General features: G+C 60.0%; 22 protein-coding genes and 1 riboswitch. Of the genes, 12 read left to right on the top strand and 10 right to left on the bottom strand.

Annotated features, from left to right (window positions below):
* Nucleotides 1–118 precede the first annotated feature (118 nt).
* Nucleotides 119–1105 (bottom strand): NAD(P)/FAD-dependent oxidoreductase, encoded by a 987-nt coding sequence (locus ACM6IT_RS26700; RefSeq protein WP_056726263.1) that lies wholly within the window; start codon nt 1103–1105, stop codon nt 119–121.
* A gap of 196 nt (nt 1106–1301) precedes the next feature.
* On the opposite strand from ACM6IT_RS26700, the gene ACM6IT_RS26695 reads away from it, so the two are divergent.
* Entirely contained in the window at nt 1302–2204 is a 903-nt protein-coding gene (locus tag ACM6IT_RS26695; protein ID WP_414919002.1) for a TIGR01777 family oxidoreductase, read from the top strand.
* Nucleotides 2205–2217: 13 nt separating this feature from the next.
* Nucleotides 2218–3240: a ferrochelatase gene (gene hemH, locus ACM6IT_RS26690; protein ID WP_056726261.1), complete on the top strand. Its 1023-nt coding sequence runs from the start codon at nt 2218–2220 to the stop codon at nt 3238–3240.
* Nucleotides 3241–3345: 105 nt separating this feature from the next.
* On the opposite strand, the gene ACM6IT_RS26685 is transcribed toward hemH, so the two are convergent.
* Nucleotides 3346–4620 carry a uracil-xanthine permease family protein gene (locus ACM6IT_RS26685; RefSeq protein WP_046041878.1) on the bottom strand — a complete coding sequence of 425 codons (1275 nt, stop codon included), beginning with the start codon at nt 4618–4620 and terminating at the stop codon, nt 3346–3348.
* A gap of 2 nt (nt 4621–4622) precedes the next feature.
* Complete coding sequence (gene upp / locus ACM6IT_RS26680) at nt 4623–5261, bottom strand: uracil phosphoribosyltransferase (RefSeq protein WP_056726260.1); 639 nt, start codon at nt 5259–5261, stop codon at nt 4623–4625.
* Nucleotides 5262–5435: 174 nt separating this feature from the next.
* Here upp and ACM6IT_RS26675 point away from each other — a divergent pair, with 174 nt between their 5' ends.
* The 4 genes from ACM6IT_RS26675 (at nt 5436) to ACM6IT_RS26660 (ending at nt 7478) form a co-directional block, all read left to right on the top strand.
* Nucleotides 5436–5993 (top strand): hypoxanthine-guanine phosphoribosyltransferase, encoded by a 558-nt coding sequence (locus ACM6IT_RS26675; protein ID WP_008045996.1) that lies wholly within the window; start codon nt 5436–5438, stop codon nt 5991–5993.
* 3 nt (nt 5994–5996) lie between these two features.
* The gene (locus ACM6IT_RS26670; RefSeq protein WP_414914548.1) at nt 5997–6470 is read left to right on the top strand and encodes a WbuC family cupin fold metalloprotein; all 474 of its coding nucleotides are present in this window, start codon (nt 5997–5999) and stop codon (nt 6468–6470) included.
* A gap of 171 nt (nt 6471–6641) precedes the next feature.
* Entirely contained in the window at nt 6642–7127 is a 486-nt protein-coding gene (locus ACM6IT_RS26665; protein WP_056726258.1) for a hypothetical protein, read from the top strand.
* 63 nt (nt 7128–7190) lie between these two features.
* Nucleotides 7191–7478, top strand: coding sequence for a PA4642 family protein (locus ACM6IT_RS26660; protein WP_046041883.1), 288 nt, complete (start codon nt 7191–7193; stop codon nt 7476–7478).
* Between the two features lie 142 nt (nt 7479–7620).
* On the opposite strand, the gene mqo is transcribed toward ACM6IT_RS26660, so the two are convergent.
* Both mqo and ACM6IT_RS26650 read right to left on the bottom strand, forming a co-directional pair.
* Nucleotides 7621–9129, bottom strand: coding sequence for a malate dehydrogenase (quinone) (gene mqo / locus ACM6IT_RS26655; RefSeq protein ID WP_056726257.1), 1509 nt, complete (start codon nt 9127–9129; stop codon nt 7621–7623).
* Between the two features lie 738 nt (nt 9130–9867).
* Nucleotides 9868–10107, bottom strand: coding sequence for a hypothetical protein (locus tag ACM6IT_RS26650; protein ID WP_056726256.1), 240 nt, complete (start codon nt 10105–10107; stop codon nt 9868–9870).
* Nucleotides 10108–10311: 204 nt separating this feature from the next.
* On the opposite strand from ACM6IT_RS26650, the gene ACM6IT_RS26645 reads away from it, so the two are divergent.
* On the top strand, nt 10312–10896 hold the full coding sequence (locus ACM6IT_RS26645; protein WP_056726255.1) for a YajG family lipoprotein: 585 nt from the start codon (nt 10312–10314) through the stop codon (nt 10894–10896).
* A gap of 121 nt (nt 10897–11017) precedes the next feature.
* Here ACM6IT_RS26645 and ACM6IT_RS26640 read toward each other — a convergent pair whose 3' ends face one another.
* Nucleotides 11018–11224: a hypothetical protein gene (locus ACM6IT_RS26640; protein ID WP_033052291.1), complete on the bottom strand. Its 207-nt coding sequence runs from the start codon at nt 11222–11224 to the stop codon at nt 11018–11020.
* Nucleotides 11225–11414: 190 nt separating this feature from the next.
* Between ACM6IT_RS26640 and ACM6IT_RS26635 the strand changes: the two genes are divergently transcribed.
* On the top strand, nt 11415–11693 hold the full coding sequence (locus ACM6IT_RS26635; RefSeq protein ID WP_056726254.1) for a hypothetical protein: 279 nt from the start codon (nt 11415–11417) through the stop codon (nt 11691–11693).
* A gap of 75 nt (nt 11694–11768) precedes the next feature.
* On the opposite strand, the gene ACM6IT_RS26630 is transcribed toward ACM6IT_RS26635, so the two are convergent.
* Nucleotides 11769–12935: a 1-acyl-sn-glycerol-3-phosphate acyltransferase gene (locus ACM6IT_RS26630; protein WP_056726253.1), complete on the bottom strand. Its 1167-nt coding sequence runs from the start codon at nt 12933–12935 to the stop codon at nt 11769–11771.
* Between the two features lie 139 nt (nt 12936–13074).
* On the opposite strand from ACM6IT_RS26630, the gene ACM6IT_RS26625 reads away from it, so the two are divergent.
* The 4 genes from ACM6IT_RS26625 to ACM6IT_RS26610 all read left to right on the top strand — a co-directional run bounded on the left by ACM6IT_RS26625 (nt 13075) and on the right by ACM6IT_RS26610 (nt 15313).
* Entirely contained in the window at nt 13075–13257 is a 183-nt protein-coding gene (locus tag ACM6IT_RS26625) for a CPXCG motif-containing cysteine-rich protein (RefSeq protein WP_056726252.1), read from the top strand.
* 9 nt (nt 13258–13266) lie between these two features.
* On the top strand, nt 13267–13527 hold the full coding sequence (locus ACM6IT_RS26620; protein ID WP_056726251.1) for a putative signal transducing protein: 261 nt from the start codon (nt 13267–13269) through the stop codon (nt 13525–13527).
* A 35-nt stretch (nt 13528–13562) separates the two neighbouring features.
* Nucleotides 13563–14186, top strand: coding sequence for an SOS response-associated peptidase (locus tag ACM6IT_RS26615; protein WP_414919001.1), 624 nt, complete (start codon nt 13563–13565; stop codon nt 14184–14186).
* A gap of 308 nt (nt 14187–14494) precedes the next feature.
* A complete protein-coding gene (locus ACM6IT_RS26610) occupies nt 14495–15313 on the top strand; it encodes a M48 family metallopeptidase (protein WP_056726249.1) in 819 nt (272 codons plus the stop codon).
* A gap of 166 nt (nt 15314–15479) precedes the next feature.
* On the opposite strand, the gene ACM6IT_RS26605 is transcribed toward ACM6IT_RS26610, so the two are convergent.
* The 3 genes from ACM6IT_RS26605 to ACM6IT_RS26595 form a co-directional block, all read right to left on the bottom strand.
* A complete protein-coding gene (locus ACM6IT_RS26605; RefSeq protein ID WP_008016665.1) occupies nt 15480–16064 on the bottom strand; it encodes a TMEM165/GDT1 family protein in 585 nt (194 codons plus the stop codon).
* A 90-nt stretch (nt 16065–16154) separates the two neighbouring features.
* Nucleotides 16155–16277, bottom strand: a riboswitch (yybP-ykoY riboswitch).
* 51 nt (nt 16278–16328) lie between these two features.
* Nucleotides 16329–17327, bottom strand: a complete 999-nt coding sequence (locus ACM6IT_RS26600) for a class I SAM-dependent methyltransferase (protein WP_056726248.1) — start codon at nt 17325–17327, stop codon at nt 16329–16331.
* 30 nt (nt 17328–17357) lie between these two features.
* On the bottom strand, nt 17358–18326 hold the full coding sequence (locus ACM6IT_RS26595) for a 2-hydroxyacid dehydrogenase (protein WP_414919000.1): 969 nt from the start codon (nt 18324–18326) through the stop codon (nt 17358–17360).
* Between the last annotated feature and the right edge of the window lie 12 nt (nt 18327–18338).

The raw sequence follows: 18338 nt of genomic DNA, 5'->3' as shown, positions 1-18338 counted from the left end.
AAGTCAAATATTTTGTATAGGTTTTTGGCGGTGCAATGGCCCCGTAGGAGCTGCCGAAGGCTGCGATCTTTATGTGAAGGTCAGATCAAAAGATCGCAGCCTTCGGCAGCTCCTACGATCATTGCAGGTGCTCATGCAGGCGGCGGGCGGCTTCCTGACCGCTGAGCCAGGCTCCTTCGACGCGTCCGGACAGGCACCAATCGCCACAGGCATACAGCCCCAGGTCGGCATCGGCCAGGGTACCCCATTCGTGACTGCTGGCGGGGCGGGCGTAGAGCCAGCGGTGGGCGAGGCTGAAGCTCGGCGCGGGCATGGAGTCGTGCAGCAGTTCGGCGAAGGCACCGTGCAACTGCTCGATCACCGCTTCCTTGGACAGGTCGATGTGCTGGCGACTCCAGGCGCTGGTGGCGTGCAGCACCCAGGTGTCGAGTGTGTTGTCGCGTCCGGGTTTGCTGCGGTTTCGGGCCAGCCAGTCGAGTGGGCTGTCCTGTACGAAGCAGCCTTCCATGGGCGTTTCCAGCGGCGTTTCGAAGGCCAGGGCGATGGCCCAGGTCGGGTCCATTTTCACCCCGGCGGCGGCCCCGGCCAGTTTCGGCGCCGATGCCAGCAAAGCTGTGGCCTGAGGGGCCGGCGTGGCGATGACCACGTGGCTGAACGGTCCGTGGGTGAAGCCTTCGGCGTCCTGCAGGTGCCAGTGTTCTTCACCGCGATAGACCTCGGTGATCCGGCAGGCGAAATGCACTTCCAGGTCACCGAGCAGCGCGCGGGTGATGGCGCTCATGCGGGGTGTGCCGACCCAGCGGGTCTGCTCGTCCGGCGACAGGTTGAGCTGGCCGCCATGGTAGGTATACAGCTGCGGCGTCCACTCGGCGACCCAGCCTTTGGCTTGCCAGCGCTGGACTTCGTTGACAAAACGCCGGTCGCGGGCAGTGAAATACTGCGCGCCCATGTCCAGGGCACCCGCATCGCTGCGCTTGCTCGACATGCGCCCGCCGCTGCCGCGGCTTTTATCGAATAGTTGAACCACGTACCCGAGGTCCGTCAGGGCCTGGGCGGCGGAGAGTCCGGCAATGCCGGTGCCGATGATTGCGATAGGTACAGTCATAGGGGCCTCGTTTACCTTTCTGTACAGACTACGCTGGGGTTCAAACCTGTACAATATTGTTTTTTGGTATAACTTTTAGCGTTCTCGATCTGACAGCTTGGCCTATTGTTAAACATAGAGCCTGCTCGATACCAAAGATCCCTGCTTATAAAAATAGACTAATGGACAAGGTAAAACGCCACGCGAGGAAGAAGTCATGCACATATTGCTGACCGGCGGTACTGGTTTGATAGGACGTCAGCTCTGCCGGCACTGGTTGGGCCAAGGTCATCGCCTGACAGTCTGGAGTCGCCAACCTGAAAATGTCGCGAAAATATGTGGTGCCCAAGTGCGTGGAATTGCCCGTTTGGAGGATATCGGGCAGGAACCTGTCGATGGGATTATCAATCTTGCCGGTGCGCCGATTGCCGCCCGGCCCTGGACGCACAAACGCAAAGCCCTGTTGTGGAGCAGTCGCATCTCGCTGACCGAAACCCTGCTGGCCTGGCTGGAAAGCCGCGAACAGAAACCTCGGGTGCTGATCTCCGGATCCGCTGTTGGTTGGTATGGCGATGGTGGCGAACGTGAGTTGACCGAAGAGTCGCCACCGGTCATCGATGATTTCGCCAGCCAGTTATGCATCGCCTGGGAAGAGACCGCACAGCGGGCTGAGGCGTTGGGCATTCGCGTCATCCTCATTCGAACCGGGTTGGTGCTGTCGGCGCAGGGCGGCTTTTTGTCGCGGCTGTTACTGCCGTTCAAACTGGGCCTGGGAGGGCAGATAGGCAACGGCCGGCAGTGGATGCCGTGGATTCATATCGACGATCAAATCGCCCTGATTGATTTTCTTCTGCATCGCAACGAGGCCAGCGGTCCCTATAATGCGTGCGCGCCCAAACCGGTGCGCAACCGCGAGTTTGCCGAGGCGCTGGGCAGCGTATTGCATCGTCCGACGTTCATGCCGATGCCGGCCTTCGTATTGAAGGTGGGGTTGGGCGAGTTGTCGCTGTTATTGCTGGGTGGCCAGCGCGCCACTCCGGTGCGTTTGTTACAGGCTGGTTTCACTTTTAAGTTCACGGATTTGCGCGCGGCTTTGGACGACCTGTCCAGTCGCCTTTGAAATAGGACGTTGCATGACCGATCACGCGTTGCTTCTGGTCAACCTGGGTTCACCTGCCTCCACCTCGGTGGCGGATGTGCGCAGCTACCTCAATCAATTTCTGATGGACCCGTACGTGATCGACCTGCCATGGCCGGTTCGACGGCTGTTGGTGTCGCTGATCCTGATCAAGCGTCCCGAGCAGTCGGCCCATGCCTATGCCTCGATCTGGTGGGACGAGGGCTCGCCGCTGGTGGTGCTCAGCCGTCGCCTGCAACAAGCGATGATCAGTCAATGGCAGCACGGTCCGGTCGAATTGGCGATGCGTTACGGCGAGCCGTCGATTGAATCGACGCTGGTGCGCCTGGTCGTGGCGGGACACAAGCGAATCACCCTGGCCCCGCTTTATCCTCAGTTCGCCGACAGCACCACGACGACGGTCATCGAGGAGGCCAGGCGCGTGGTGCGCGAGAAAAATCTCGACGTGCAGTTGTCGGTGCTCCAGCCGTTCTACGACCAACCGGAATACCTCGATGCGTTGGTGGCCACGACCCGGCCCTATCTGGAGCAGGATTTCGATCACTTGCTGATGAGCTTTCACGGCTTGCCGGAACGACATCTGAAGAAACTCAACCCCGGTCACTGCTTCGAGGGTGGCGGTGATTGCTGCGCCGGAGCGTCGCCGGCGGTGGTCGCCACCTGTTATCGCGCCCAGTGCCTGCGTACGGCGGCAGAGTTTGCCAAGCGCATGGGGTTGCCTGAGGGCAAGTGGTCGGTGTCGTTCCAGTCGCGCCTGGGACGCGCCAAATGGATTGAACCCTATACCGAGGCGCGCCTGGATGAGTTGGCCAAAAGCGGCGTGAAAAAGATTCTGGTGATGTGCCCGGCGTTCGTTGCCGATTGCATCGAGACCCTGGAAGAAATCGGTGATCGCGGCAAGGAACAATTCCGCGCAGCGGGGGGAGAGGACCTGGTGCTGGTGCCGTGCCTCAACGATGACCCGCATTGGGCTCGGGCATTGAGTACATTGTGCGAGCGAGCGCCATTGGCGCTTTAAAAGCTTCGCGAGCAAGCCCGCTCCCACAGGTGGAATGCATTCCAAATGTGGGAGCAGGCTTGCTCGCGAAGAGGGTCTTTCAGTCAGCGAAGAATCCGAACCTGCTTAGATCAGCGGCTCATCCGCTTTCTTGTGCTTCCAGCTGTCATTGCCCGGCAGGATCAGGTTCAAGCCAATCGCCACCACCGCGCACAGCGCGATGCCCTTGAGGCCGAAATCGTCCGGCCCGGTGCCGGTGCCGATCAGCACGCCGCCGATCCCGAAAACCAGGGTCACCGACACAATCACCAGATTGCGCGCCTCGCCCAGATCGATCTTGTGGCGGATCAGCGTGTTCATCCCCACCGCCGCGATCGAACCGAACAACAGGCACAGAATCCCGCCCATCACCGGTACCGGAATGCTTTGCAGCAGTGCGCCGAACTTGCCGATGAACGCCAGGCTGATGGCGAAGATCGCCGCCCAGGTCATGATTTTCGGGTTGTAGTTCTTGGTCAGCATCACCGCGCCGGTCACTTCGGCGTAGGTGGTGTTGGGCGGGCCGCCGAACAGACCGGCCGCCGTGGTGGCAATGCCGTCACCGAGCAGGGTGCGGTGCAGGCCGGGCTTCTTCAGGTAATCGCGACCGGTCACGCTACCCACGGCAATCACGCCGCCGATGTGTTCGATGGCCGGGGCCAGGGCCACGGGAACGATGAACAGAATCGCCTGCCAGTTGAACTCCGGCGCGGTGAAGTGCGGGATGGCGAACCAGGGTGCCGCCGCAATCTTCGCGGTATCGACCACACCGAAGTAGAACGCCATGCCAAAGCCCACCAGTACGCCGGAGATGATCGGCACCAGGCGGAAGATGCCCTTGCCGAATACCGCGACGATCAGTGTGGTCAGCAGTGCGGGCATCGAAATCATCATTGCCGTCTGGTAATGAATCAATTCACTGCCATCGCCGGCCTTGCCCATGGCCATGTTGGCGGCAATCGGCGCCATGGCCAGGCCGATCGAAATAATCACCGGACCGATTACCACCGGCGGCAGCAAGCGGTCGATGAAACCGGTGCCTTTGATCTTCACCGCGAGGCCGAGGAAGGTGTAGACGAAACCTGCCGCCATCACGCCGCCCATGGTCGCGGCCAGGCCGAACTGGCCCTTGGCGAGAATGATCGGGGTGATGAAGGCAAAGCTAGATGCCAGGAACACTGGCACCTGACGCCCGGTGACGATCTGGAACAGGATCGTCCCCAGGCCGGCCGTGAACAGCGCCACGTTCGGGTCGAGTCCGGTAATCAGCGGCATCAACACCAGGGCGCCGAAGGCCACGAACAGCATCTGTGCACCCGACAGCACCGTGCGCCAGAGCGGATCGTTGAACTCTTGCTGCATGGTCACGCGTCCTTCTGCTTGGTGCCGAAGATCTTGTCACCGGCATCGCCCAGTCCAGGGATGATGTAACCGTGTTCGTTCAGTTTCTGATCAATGGAAGCGGTGTAGATGATCACGTCCGGGTGAGCTTTCTCTACGGCGGCGATGCCTTCCGGGGCGGCAACCAGCACCATGGCGCGGATGTCGCGGCAGCCGGCCTTTTTCAGCAAGTCGATGGTGGCAACCATGGAGCTGCCGGTGGCGAGCATCGGGTCGATGATCATCGCCAGGCGTTCGTTGATTTCCGGAACCAGCTTTTCCAGGTAGGTGTGGGCCTGCAGGGTTTCTTCGTTGCGGGCAACGCCGACGGCGCTGACCTTGGCCCCCGGGATCAGGCTGAGCACGCCCTCAAGCATGCCGATGCCGGCACGCAGGATCGGCACGACAGTAATCTTCTTGCCGGCGATTTTCTCGACCGACACCGTGCCGCACCAGCCTTCGATATCGTAGGATTCCAGCGGCAGGTCTTTGGTGGCTTCATAGGTCAGCAAGGCGCCGACTTCCTGAGCGAGCTCACGGAAATTCTTGGTGCTGATGTCTGCGCGGCGCATCAGGCCAAGTTTATGACGGATCAGCGGGTGGCGGATCTCATGGATGGGCATGGGGAAAGGCTCCGGCGGCGGGCAAAAAAACCGGCCTAGATTAATCTATCCGAGGGTGTTGTCCTATAGACATACAGTACGTTAGTCCACAAACGCTTGATCTGGCCTCGCTTGATGCGTACCTTTGCCCGCTTTTCCGAATCCGTCCCTCCCCCCAAAACCTTGGAGAGCGCCATGTCCGCTGATCTCGAGCATATCCGTCAAATCATGCGAGAGGCTGACTGCCTGTACACCGAAGCTGAAGTCGAGGCGGCCATCGCCCGCGTCGGTGCACAAATCAACGATCAACTGGCGGACAGCAACCCGGTGGTGTTCTGCGTGATGAACGGCGGGCTGATTTTCTCCGGCAAGCTGCTGACCTACCTGCACTTCCCGCTGGAAGCGTCCTACCTGCACGCCACCCGCTATCGCAACGAAACCAGCGGCGGCGACCTGTTCTGGAAAGCCAAGCCGGAAGTTTCCTTCATCGACCGTGACGTGCTGATCATCGACGACATCCTCGACGAAGGTCACACCCTGGGCGCGATCATCGACTTCTGCAAACACGCCGGTGCCCGCAAAGTGCACACCGCCGTGCTGATCGACAAAGACCACGACCGCAAGGCCCGTCCGGACCTCAAGGCCGACTTCGTCGGCCTGCCGTGCATCGATCGCTACATCTTCGGTTACGGCATGGACTACAAAGGCTACTGGCGTAACGCCAACGGGATTTTCGCCGTTAAAGGAATGTAAGACATGGATACGCCTCGCTTTCTGGATCAGACCCTGTTCGCCGAGCTGGCCGGGAAAGCCGCGGCCAGTCCTCGTGGGCGCCAGCATCACAACTTCCATCAGATGGAAGACGCCTGCCATCGCATGGCGGTGGGGTTGCAGCCGTCCACGTATATCCCGCCTCACCGGCATTTGGGCGCCAACAAGGCCGAAACCCTGTTGGTTCTCAAGGGGCGGCTGGGTGTGTTGATCTTTGACGAGACCGGCGCGGTGCTCAGCAAGACCGTGCTCCAGGCCGGTGGCGACTGTGTTGGCGTGGACCTGCCAACCGGTGTGTTCCACGGTTTGGTGGTGCTCGAGGCCGACAGCCTGATGTTCGAATGCAAGGCCGGACCTTATCGCCCGGTCGGTGAGGGTGAGCTGGCGCATTGGGCGCCACGCGAAGGCGAGCCTGGTGTTGCCGAGTATCAGGCCTGGATGCGCGCGCAGTTCGACTGATCTTTGCCCCTGTGGGAGCGGGCTTGCTCGCGAAGAGGGCGTGTCAGCCGACATCAAATTAGCTGACACACCGCTTTCGCGAGCAAGCCCGCTCCCACAGGGGTTTCTGTGCACTTGAACCACTTCCTTCAGCCCATGCTAGAGTGCTCGGCCCCGATTCCGGAGCCTGCCATGAGCCGTTCGATCCGCTGCTGCACAGCCCTGTTGCTGACCCTCAGCCTGCCCCTGGCCGCCGCGCCGGCGCCCATGCATGCGCAGTTCCTGCCGCCCGATGACTTGACCCTGCGTGACAGTGATCCCGAACAGCAGCAACTGATGCAGGTCACCGATTATTCGGTGGTGGTCGGTGCTCAGCGTCAATCCAATCAACAGCCGATTCCGGTCACGTCCCCATTAATGATTCGTCTCAAGGGCAAATCCCTCAACAAGGGTGCCACCATCAGTCAGGTGCTGATCAACTTCGATGGTGAAAGCAAAAGCCTGAAGAAGCCGGTTTACGACGAGGCGAGCAAGACCCTGACCCTCTATTACCCGCTGGCGCAATACCGGGTGGTGATCGACTTGTTGCGCAACGACACGGTGTATTGCCAGTTTCTCAGCTATGCCAATGGCCATGTCTGGGCCGATCTGCACACCGGCAGTACTCGTCCGCGTTGAGCCTTGTGCCTGCGCAGGGGTAAACTGCCCGCCCCGTGAAATGTCTGCGAGCTGGAGTCGGCAATGCGTAAAGATAAAAAACAAGTGATTGGTGACGAGATCGGCGATGAGCAGATCAAATTGTTTCTCGATTTCGAACCGGTCGACGCGACTTCTCCGTCCCTGCACAAACTGGTCAAGGCTTACCGTGGCCTGCGCATCGACGATTTCGCGCGTTTCCTGACGTTCTTCGTCGAAGCGGGTTACGACGTGAATGGCAAGGATGAGCACGGAAATGACTTCGTTGCCCTGATCAAGGATCAGCGCAACGCGCCGGATTACATCGAGCTGATCGAAAAAGCTCGCGGTTAAAGATCAAAAGATCGCAGCCTTCGGCAGCTCCTACTTTGGAACGGCGTACCTCCTGTAGGAGCTGCCGAAGGCTGCGATCTTATAAAGGCATAAAAAAACGCCCCGCTCTCAGTGAGAACGGGGCGTTTTTTATAAGGCCGAATCAAGCGTAGCTTTCGGTCTCGCTGCTGGCTTCAACCAGTTCCAGGGCCACGTTGTTCTGCGTATTGATCTTTCGATACAGCGCAGCGTCGGTTTCCAGGACCTTTTCCCGGGCCGGGAAGATTTCTGCCAGTTTGCTGGCCCATTCGCCCTTGGCTTTGCCCGGGAAGCATTTTTCGATCAGCTCAAGCATGATCGAAACGGTCACCGAGGCACCTGGCGAAGCGCCGAGCAGTGCCGCCAGGGAACCGTCCTTGGCCGCGACCAGTTCGGTACCGAATTGCAGGATGCCGCCTTTTTTCGGGTCTTTCTTGATGATCTGCACTCGTTGGCCGGCCACTTCCAGGCGCCAGTCTTCAGCTTTCGCCTCAGGGTAGAAGCGGCGCAGGGACTCCAGGCGCTGCTCCATCGACTGCATCACTTCGCTGACCAGGTACTTGGTCAGGTCCATGTTGTTTTTTGCCACGGAAAGCATCGGCCCGATGTTGCCGGCGCGAACCGACATCGGCAGGTCCATGAAGGAGCCGTGCTTGAGGAACTTGGTGGTGAAACCGGCATAAGGTCCGAACAGCAGGGACTTCTTGCCTTCGACCACGCGGGTGTCCAGGTGCGGCACGGACATTGGCGGCGAACCTACGGCAGCCTGGCTGTAGACCTTGGCCTGGTGGTGCTTGACCACTTCCGGGTTGTCGCAACGCAGCCACTGGCCGCTGATCGGGAAGCCGCCGAAGCCTTTGCTCTCTTCGATGCCCGAGGCTTGCAGCAGCGGCAGTGCCGCACCGCCCGCGCCGAGGAAGACGAATTTGGCATCGACTTCACGGGTGTTGCCGCTGTTGACGTCCTTGATGCTCACGGTCCAGCCGCCGTTGCTGCGCTTGAGGCCGGTCACGCGCTTGCAGTACTTGACCTGGGCATCGGGTGCGCTGGTCAGGTGCTTGAGCAACTGGTTGGTCAGGGCGCCGAAGTTGACGTCGGTGCCATTGATCACGCGGGTCGCGGCGAGGGTTTCGCCAGGATCGCGGCCAGGCATCATCAGCGGCATCCACTCGGCCATCTTGGCCTTGTCTTCGGTGTACTCCATGTCCGAAAAGGCGTGGTGCTTGCTCAGCACCTTGAAGCGCTCCTTGAGGAAGGACACGCCGCTGTCGCCCTGCACGAAACTCAGGTGAGGCACCGGGCTGATAAACGATTTGCACGAGCCGAACGTGCCTTTTTTGGTCAGGTACGACCAGAACTGCTTCGACACCTCGAACTGGGTGTTGATGTGCACGGCTTTCTTGATGTCGACGGTGCCATCGGCGGCCTGCGGCGTGTAGTTGAGCTCACACAGCCCGGCGTGACCGGTACCGGCGTTGTTCCACGGGTTGGAACTCTCCGCGGCACCGGAATCCATCAGCTCGACGACTTCCAGCTTGATCGCGGGGTCGAGCTCTTTGAGCAGTACTGCAAGGGTGGCACTCATGATGCCGGCCCCAACCAGTACTACGTCGACTGCTTCGTTATGCGCCATTTAACGCGTCTCCAAAATCTGCAGCACCAAATTGTCGGCATGGCTGCCAGGCGTTCCGGGGCGAGTCAGTGATGCCCCTGGATCTCATGGCAGTATCGCCATGTCCGAATCTTCGCAATTTATCGCAACTTCGACGGACGCTACCTGCCGGGCCTATGAGCCATATGAACTCATTTCGGCGCGCGGGAGGCAATTCGACTTATGGTCGATACATCCGTTTGTGCAACCAAATCCGTAGCGGACAGGCTTCAGGCTCCGGTGTTCGAGGAATACTCGGTCCTGTGTCGTTGGGCTGTTGTAGACGCTAATGGTGCATGTTCAGACGCAAAACTATTCATTTGCTCGCCACACTCTTGTGAAGTTGTGAAAACCCGTTTTTTTCACGCTCTTTTGAAGACGTGAACCTCAAAAAAGGGCTGTCCCAGCCTGGCACCGTGCCCGGATGGATTGCCGCCATGGGATACAGGGCAGGCAAAACGGGCAAACAGCTCAGTGACCGAGCGTAATGACAGCTCTGCAGATTCGCGAAAAGTGGAGGTTTTGCTCAACAAAACAGCAAGCGCGCCAGCTTCACTCGATCTGTGTGGGCGGCTCTCTGTGGGCGGTTCGGGGTGTCAATACAAGCGCATTGACGATGCTGCGAGGCCCGATCAGGAGACGTCCTTATAATCGGGGGGAGATTGTATCTAAGAAACGCAGGGAAATGGTCGTGTTTAATGACTTTTATTAGGTGTTTGGTCAGGTCGTCATCAGATGTTGTGCACGCGAGCGTGGCCGGTGCTGCCGGGAAACGACGCGGGCACCGGCAGGCAGTGGCTGATTCAGCCAGTTCAGGCGGATCTCTTCGATTTCAACCCAGCCATCGCCCATGGGCTGGAGGCTGCACTGCCTGAAGGCCTGGCAGCGGCCGTTGCGGTCGAGCAGGGCGAAGCAGCGATGCAGTGGGCGTGGCGCGAACAGAGAGATCAGATGGCGCATGGCAAAATACCGTTTGGGTGACTGCCGAGAAGGTTGCCTGCAGGCCATTACGTGCAAGTGTATGGGGGGTGACATCTGTGTGACAGGAACCGCATGAGCAAGGGTTTGTCAGAGATATCATCAAACACTGTGCGGTGCTGGTTCCCCGCAGTGGCGCACCGCTATACTGCCGGCCTGTTTGTGCCTGATTCTGGAGAGAAGAGCATGTTGCAACGCCTGTTGTTCGGTTTGATCACTGTGACCAGTTTGACCCTGGTTGGCTGCGCCCACAGCCCGCAACAACTGAACCCGGAACCCAAGTTGACGGCTCAACTGGCGCCCGTCGGCCACGGTCAGCCTGTTGTGGTGCGTGTGGTGGACGGACGTCCGTCGCCAACCCTCGGCACCCGTGGTGGCCTGTACCCGGAGACCAGCGCGATCACCGTGCAGGGCGCGCAGATCCTGCCGAAACTGCAGGCTCAGGCCGAAGCTGCCGTGCGCCTGTTGGGCTTCACCCCGACCGCCAATGCGGCGAATGCACCGCAAATCACCGTGACCCTCGCCGAGCTGAAGTATCAGTCGCCTAAAGAAGGCATGTACGTGACCGAAGCGACCATCGGCGCGACTTTCCGCTCCGATGTGCAAAACGCCAACCGTCGCTACAGCGGCCGTTACGGTGCGTCCCTGGACCAGCGCTTCGGTATGGCGCCTAACCAGGAAACCAACACCAAGCTGGTCAGCGATGTGCTCAGTGATGCGTTGACCCGCCTGTTCAAGGACCCGACCGTGGGTCAGGTTCTCGGCGAGTAATGCGAGCCATGTAGGAGCTGCCGCAGGCTGCGATCTTTTGATCTTGTTTTTAAGGTTTGGAGCCGCCGAAGATCAAAATCAAAAGATCGCAGCCTGCGGCAGCTCCTACAGGAAGAGATCGTCAGGCCGCTTGCGAGTAAAAGTCCAGCACGCTCACGCCCGTCAGCAAATCCGCCTCCGGTAAATCGGCATGCTGGTGGCCACCGAGTGCGCAATACACCAGCCAATGGCGGTCTTGAACATTGAAGGCGAGGCTGCCGACGAGGGCTTGCTGTTCTTCGCTGGGGGTGATGAGGTAAAGACGATCCTGGTTTTCGGCGTGGAGCATGACGTGATCCGTGTCGGTTTCGAGGTGCGCATGTTCGCCGATACAGATGACGAAGCCGTGACTCAGGACAGCCATTGATCAAAAGCTTCGTTATTTGTCGGAAAACGAGGGCAGGTGCGCAGGCTTTCGGTAGAATCCGCGCCGCGGTCGCCGGCCCGGCACCTGCCACCTGTTTTACTTGAGGTTCGTGATGTCGCTGCACTTGATGACGCTGTTTACCGCCCATCCCGCCAAATTGATCAATCTGCTGGCCTTGCTCTTTGCCTTCCCGGGTGGCTGGTTGCTGCACGCCACCCGTCGTCGCGAACTGCGTGCGATGGCCAGTTTGCAGGCGCAGCGCCAGAGCAGTCCCAACGCAGAGCCCACGCTGGACTGGGCGACCTTGCGCATGAACCGGTTTTTCTACATCTTCGGTTTTGCCTGCATGGGGATGGCGCTGCTGGTGTCGTGGATCAGCACTCAGGTTTGAGTAACCGCAAAACTGTGGTAACAGATACAAAAGCGGCGCCTCGAGGGCGCCGTTTTCACATCCAGCCGATACCGCTTACAGCGGCAATCCGGCCTTCACCCGGTACTGATTGCGTACCGGCATTGCATATTGAAGCACCAGGAATGGACGATGCTCTTCAGGGCAGGCGTCCAGGCGGCGTTGCCATTCTTCCTGGGCCTTGGTCAGTTCCTCGGTCGGGAACACTTCAGCGGCTTTCGGTACCTGCAACTGCGGATCGGCGTCCTTCCACTGTGCATAAGCCAGGTAGTGCACCGGGAACAAGCGGTATCCGCTGAGGATTTGCCTGTCCATCTCGACCGCCAATTGCTTGGTGTCTTCGAACAGTTCGGTGATCGGCGCGGCAAAGTTCACATGCACCCGGCCCTTGTAGCCGGTGATGCCCTTGGCGATGCTCACGTCATCCTCGCCCGGCACCTTGGTGTAGCTGCCGGTGCTGGCGCGGATGAAAAGCTCGCGGGCCTTGGCCTGGTCGCACGGGTCGTACTCGTAGCTGATCGACACCGGGGTCAGGTTCAGCGACTGGATGACTTCACCGAACGGCTCGTCCTTGCGGCTCATGTGGAACATCTTGAGGATCGCCGATTCGGTACGGTCGTCACCGTCCTTGGCGCGGCCTTCGGCCTGGGCAATCCAGATCGAGGCGCAATCGTTGCGGATCGAATGGTTGATGTATGCCGACAACAGTTGATAAGCCGCCATTTTCTCCCGGCGTCCGCTGATCGAGCGGTGCACGATGAAGCTCTTGTTCAGACGCATCAGGTCGCTGACGAAAGGCTTTTGCAGCAGGTTGTCGCCAATGGCGATGCGCGGGGTCGGCAGGCCGGCATGGTACACGGCGTAGTTGACGAAGGCCGGGTCCATCACGATGTCGCGGTGGTTGGCGATGAACAGGTAGGCGCTGCCGGACTTGAATTGCTCCACCCCGGTATAGGTAACACCGTCGGTGGCGCGCTCGATGGTATGGTCGACGTAATGCTCGACTTTGTCCTGTAACGTGGCCACGGAGGTTATGCCGGCAAACTCACGGCGCAGCCGATGGGCTATAAGAGGTTTGAGTGCCCAGCCTAAAGCGCCGGCGAAACGCGGGAAGCGGAAGTGGGTGAGGATATCTAGAAACGCCTTGTCGCCTAGCAGTCGTGCCAGCACTGCCGGGACTTCGCTGTCGTCGTAAGGTCGGATGGCATCGAATTCGCCCATCATGCTCTCTTGTTAGAAACGGCTAGGGTAAGTAAAGGTTTTGATCGAAAACCGGCGGGGTACGGTCTGAAAAAGTAGCCAGACAAAAATAGCCCTGCAAATAGACCGGCGATTATACGCACAAGTCACCTGGGAGACCGCGATGCTGGAAACTACGCGATATGAATGTCCGTATTGTGGTGAGGAAGTCGAGACGACGCTGGACTTGTCCGGTGGTGATCAGACCTATATTGAAGACTGTCAGGTGTGCTGCCGGCCGATAACCTTCGTGTTGCAGGTTCATGAAGGGGAATGGCATCTCGAAGTCTTCAGCGAAAACGAGTGAGGAGCGTGTATGCAGCGCATCTACGACCCGGAAAACCTGATGGAAGGCGAATTGCTGCAAGGCATGCTCGCCAGCGAGGGCATCGAAGCGCATCTGATGGGCCGTGATTTGCTCGGGGGCAGCGGCGAGTTGCCGATCTATGGCCTGCTCGGGCTGTCGGTCGAGAACGACCAGGCCGAATACGCCCGCGAGCTGATCACCGCGTACAATGCCGCGCTGCCGCTGTCTGGCGATGAACCGGACAGCTTTCCCGGCACGCTGGTCTGTTAGGCTGGCGTTCGTTTGATCAAGAGTCGTGTTGCCCCATGTGTGGACGTTATGCCCTGTTTCGCTGGAACCCTGCCTTCGCGGCACTGCCCGGTTTTCCCGCCGACCAGCAGGCGCAGTGGAACATTTCCCCCAATGATTCGGTGTTGATGCTGCGGGCCGAGCCTGACGGCCAGCGCTCGCTGGCCCGCGCCCGCTGGGGCCTGACGCCACCCTGGTTGACCGATCTGTCCCGCACCCCGGCCCACGCCCGTGCCGAAACGGTTGCCGAACAGCCCATGTTTCGCCATGCCTTGCGCGAGCGCCGCTGCCTGTTGCCGGCCAATGGTTTTTACGAATGGCGCGGCACAACGCGAAAGCGCCCGTACTGGCTGACACCGGGGGAGGGCTCGTCATTATTTTTTGCGGCAATCTGGGAGGCGTATCCGGTACAGGAGCAGGTGTGGCTGAGTACCGCCGTGATTACCCAGCCGGCGGCAAGCCAGCGGCGACCGTTGATTCTTGATGAGGCGGGGCAGGCTGCGTGGCTGGATCCCGAGACGCCGTTGCATGCACTGCAAGCCTTGCTGGCCAGTGAACCCGCCGCATTGCGCGAGCGGGTGCTGGCCAACATGGTGAATGATCCGAAGCTCAATGGGCCGGAGTGCCTCACTCCCGGTTAGTCAGGCGCCGCTACCGGCCGCGCTCGACTCATCCGCATCACCGCCCACTTCATTGGCCACCTGATCGATCTCGGCCACCTGCTTGAGCGGGCGGGTATGAGCGTGGGCAGTTGAAATGACTGTTTTTGCGTGCTGGATGTCTTAATTGAATCAAGGCGTGGCGTGATGGGCTGCGGGTTGTCGCCGTATGTGAATTTTTTCTACGGCGATGAGAGCTTTGTCCGAATTGCGCGTCTTACGTCCATTGTATCTGGCGTCGATACATTTCCACGCCTAGGATACTCGGCATGTTTTCAGGGAGTTTTTTGATGAACAAGATTTTGGTTGTCAGTGCACTGGGCGCAGCGCTTTTGCTCAGCGGTTGCCAGTCGGTCAATACCACCAGTGGCGGTGCCGTGGGGGTGGAGCGCAAGCAGTACATGTTCAGCATGTTGTCTGCGCAAGAAGTCGACCAGATGTACGCCCAGTCCTATCAGAAGACAGTGGGCGAGGCGTCCAGCAAAGGTGTGCTGGACAAGACCAGCAATGAAGCCCGGCGGGTTCAGGCGATTGCCGACCGGCTGATTGCCCAGGCGCCGAACTTCCGTCCGGACGCGGCCCAGTGGAAGTGGGAAGTCAACCTGATCAAGAGCGATGAACTCAACGCCAACTGCGGTCCTGGCGGCAAGATCATCTTTTACACCGGCCTGATCGATAAACTGAAACTGACCGACGATGAAATCGCCGCGATCATGGGCCATGAAATCGCCCACGCCCTGCGCGAGCACGGTCGTGAAGCGATGTCCAAGGCGTACGGCATGGAAATGGCCAAGCAGGGCGCCGGTGCCTTGTTGGGATTGGGGCAGGACAGCCTGGCCCTGGCCGATACCGTGGCCAACTACGGCATGACCCTGCCCAACAGCCGCGCCAATGAAAACGAGGCGGACCTGATCGGCCTGGAGCTGGCCGCCCGCGCCGGTTACAACCCGAATGCCGCGATCACCCTGTGGAACAAGATGAGCAAAGTCTCGGAAGGTTCGCCACCTGAGTTCATGAGCACTCACCCGGCATCGTCGAGCCGTATTGCGGCGTTGCAGGCGGCGATTCCGAAGGTCATGCCGCTTTACGAGCAAGCCAGGAAGTCCTGATAGTCATGTGGTGAGGCTGCTGGCCTCTTCGCGAGCAAGCCCGCTCCCACAATAAACCTCCATTGACTGCAAACTTTGTGTGCACTGGAGACCCAATGTGGGAGCGGGCTTGCTCCGGGCAGCGTTCCGACGAAGAACGATAACGCGGTCTATAGACTCTATCGCGTCAAACCCACCCGCTGCTCTGCATCGCCTTGTACACCGCGACAATCGCCAGGATGAAGAACGCCGACGCCGCCAGTCGACGGATCAGGGTCAATGGCAGCTTGTCAGCGGCAAAGTTACCGGCCAATACCACGGGCACGTTGGCAATCAGCATGCCAAGGGTGGTGCCGATGATCACCAGCCACAACTCCGGATATTGCGCAGCCAGCATCACGGTCGCGATCTGCGTCTTGTCGCCGATTTCCGCCAGGAAGAACGCGATCAGCGTGGTCAGGAACGGCCCGAACTTGCGGGCGGTGCTGGCCTCGTCGTCATCCATCTTGTCCGGAACCAGGGTCCATAGCGCCGTGGCGGCGAAGCTCGCGGCGAGGATCCAGTGCAGCATCGTATCCGAGAAGAAACTGCCGACCCAGGCGCCTACGGCACCGGCGGCCGCGTGGTTGGCCAGGGTCGCGGCGACGATACCGGCAATGATCGGCCAGGGCTTGCGGAAACGGGCAGCGAGAATGAGCGCGAGCAGTTGCGTCTTGTCGCCGATTTCGGCCAAGGCAACGATTGCGGTAGGTACGAGTAGTGAATCCAGCATCAGGGGTTTTCCTAAGGGGCGGGTCGACACGGCTATGACACGTACAGCCTTCCCGCCCCGGGTAAGGTGTTCGTGTCATAGGTCTTGTCAAACCCTGCAATCCATCTGAAGTGGATGCTTGGGTCGCATGCGCCATGGTCTGAGGACCAAGTATGTTGACGCATGCCGGACGAGCGTGGCGCTCGTGGGAGACTACTCCCCTAGGACGGAGCGGATTCTGCCTAGGCAAAAACCATTCGGCAAGCCTTCTTTATCAAAAGAATTTCAACCGCGTTTGGCTCGATAGATCCGGAAGCCCTGTCCTTCGGCCTTGATCGCACACACGCCAAGATGCTCTTCGATCAGCGGTTGATACTTCAGGAAACTGTTCGCCACCAAGCGTAGTTCGCCGCCGTTTTTCAGATGTTTGGCTGCTTTTCGCAGCAGGTTTTCCGTTGCGAAATAATCGGTGTGCACGCCGACATGGAACGGCGGATTGCTCAGGATCGCACTCAACCCCATCGGTGCGGCATCGATTCCGTCGCCGGTAATCACTTCGGCTTCCAGACCATTGGCAGCCAGGGTCAAGCGACTGCTGGCAGCGGCAAAGGCATCCACGTCCAGCAACGTGACCTGGTTATGCGGGTAACGACGCTTCACCGCCGCGCCCAAGACTCCTGCGCCGCAACCGAAATCGAGCAAGTGACCGCCGGGCAGTTTGTCCAGATGCTCCAGCAGCAGCGCGCTGCCGCGATCGAGGCGACCATGGCTGAACACCCCCGGCAGGCTGATGACTTTCAACGGGCCTTCGGCCAGCGGCAGTTCGTAGGTCTGCGCCAGGCTTTCCAACGGTTTGGCTTCAGGCGCGTTGGCCACGGTGACCAGCCAGAGCTGGCAGTGGCGCGCGCTGTCGAGTTTACGTGGCTTGCCGAACGGGTTGAGTTGTTTGGCGGCACCTTCGATGCCGCTTTTTTTCTCGCCGACCAGGTACAGCTCGCGGCCGGCCAGCCGCGAGGCGAGGGCGTTGAGGATGTAGTCGGTCAAGTCCTTGGCCTTGGGCAGAAACACCACCGCTGTATCGAACTCGCGCTCGGGTGCATTCACGCCAAAATGGCTGCGCTCGGCGAAGCGGGCGTCCAGCGCGGCCTGATCGCCGGCGTGCCAGCACCAGCCATGCGCTTTGGGCAGACGGCCCAGCAAGTCGTCGGCGGGCAACCCGGCCAACAACACCGAACCCTGGAATAACTCGGCCTGACGAAGCAGTACTTCACTGCGCGGATCCATAACTGCTCCCGTGGAAAAAAGTGCCGCAGTTTACCAACTGACGACCCGCAGCGCCTTACCGCTGAAGTATCCCAGTGCGTTTTCGGTGACTTGACCAACGATTCTCTGGCGCGCTTCGCGGCTGCCCCAGGCGTTGTGAGGAGTGACGATCAGGCGCGGGATGTCATGGGCCAGCAGTGGATTGCCATTGACGGGAGGCTCCACGCTCAGCACGTCAGTGGCGGCGCCCCCCAGATGGCCGTTGCGCAAGGCGTCGGCCAGCGCCTGTTCATCAATCAATCCGCCGCGTGCGGTGTTGACCACGAACGCGCCGGCTTTCATTGAGGCCAGTTCGCGGGCGCCGATGAAGTGGCGGGTGTGCTCGTTGAGCGGGCAGTGCAGAGTAAGTGCGTCGATTTGCGGTAACAGTTCATCCAGTGGCAAGCGGTCCGGCCGGGCAGGGCGTCCGGGAATTTGCCCCAGCAGAACGCGCATGCCGAAGGCTTCAGCCAGTCGTGCGACCGCGCCGCCCAATTCGCCATGACCCAGCAGGCCAAGGGTTTTGCCTTCGAGTTCGACGATCGGGTAATCCAGCAAACAGAACTGTCTGGCCTGCTGCCAGCGGCCTTCGCCGACGGCTTTTTGATAATCGGCCAGGCGCGTGGCCAGGTTGAGCAGCAGCATGATCGTGTGCTGCGCCACCGATGGCGTGCCGTAACCCTGGCAGTTGCACACGGTGATCCCGTGAGAGCGGGCGGCGGCGAGGTCGACATTGTTGGTGCCGGTGGCGGTGATCAGGATCAGCTTGAGATCAGGGCTGGCCGCCATGGCGGCGGCATCGATCAGGATCTTGTTGCTGATGGCGACGGTGGCGCCCTTGAGGTGTTCGATGACTTGATCGGGCAAGGTCTGGGCGAACAGCTGCAATTCGCTGAAACAACTGCGCAGTGGGTTGAGGTCAAGGTCGCCAAGGTCCAGGGACGGGTGGTCGAGGAAAACGGCGCGGCGAGTGTTCGTCATCAACTGTACCTT

The sequence above is a fragment of the Pseudomonas sp. IT-P4 genome (assembly GCF_949767755.1).
GTDB lineage: Bacteria > Pseudomonadota > Gammaproteobacteria > Pseudomonadales > Pseudomonadaceae > Aquipseudomonas > Aquipseudomonas monachiensis.
This window is presented reverse-complemented; position numbering and strand designations above follow the sequence as displayed.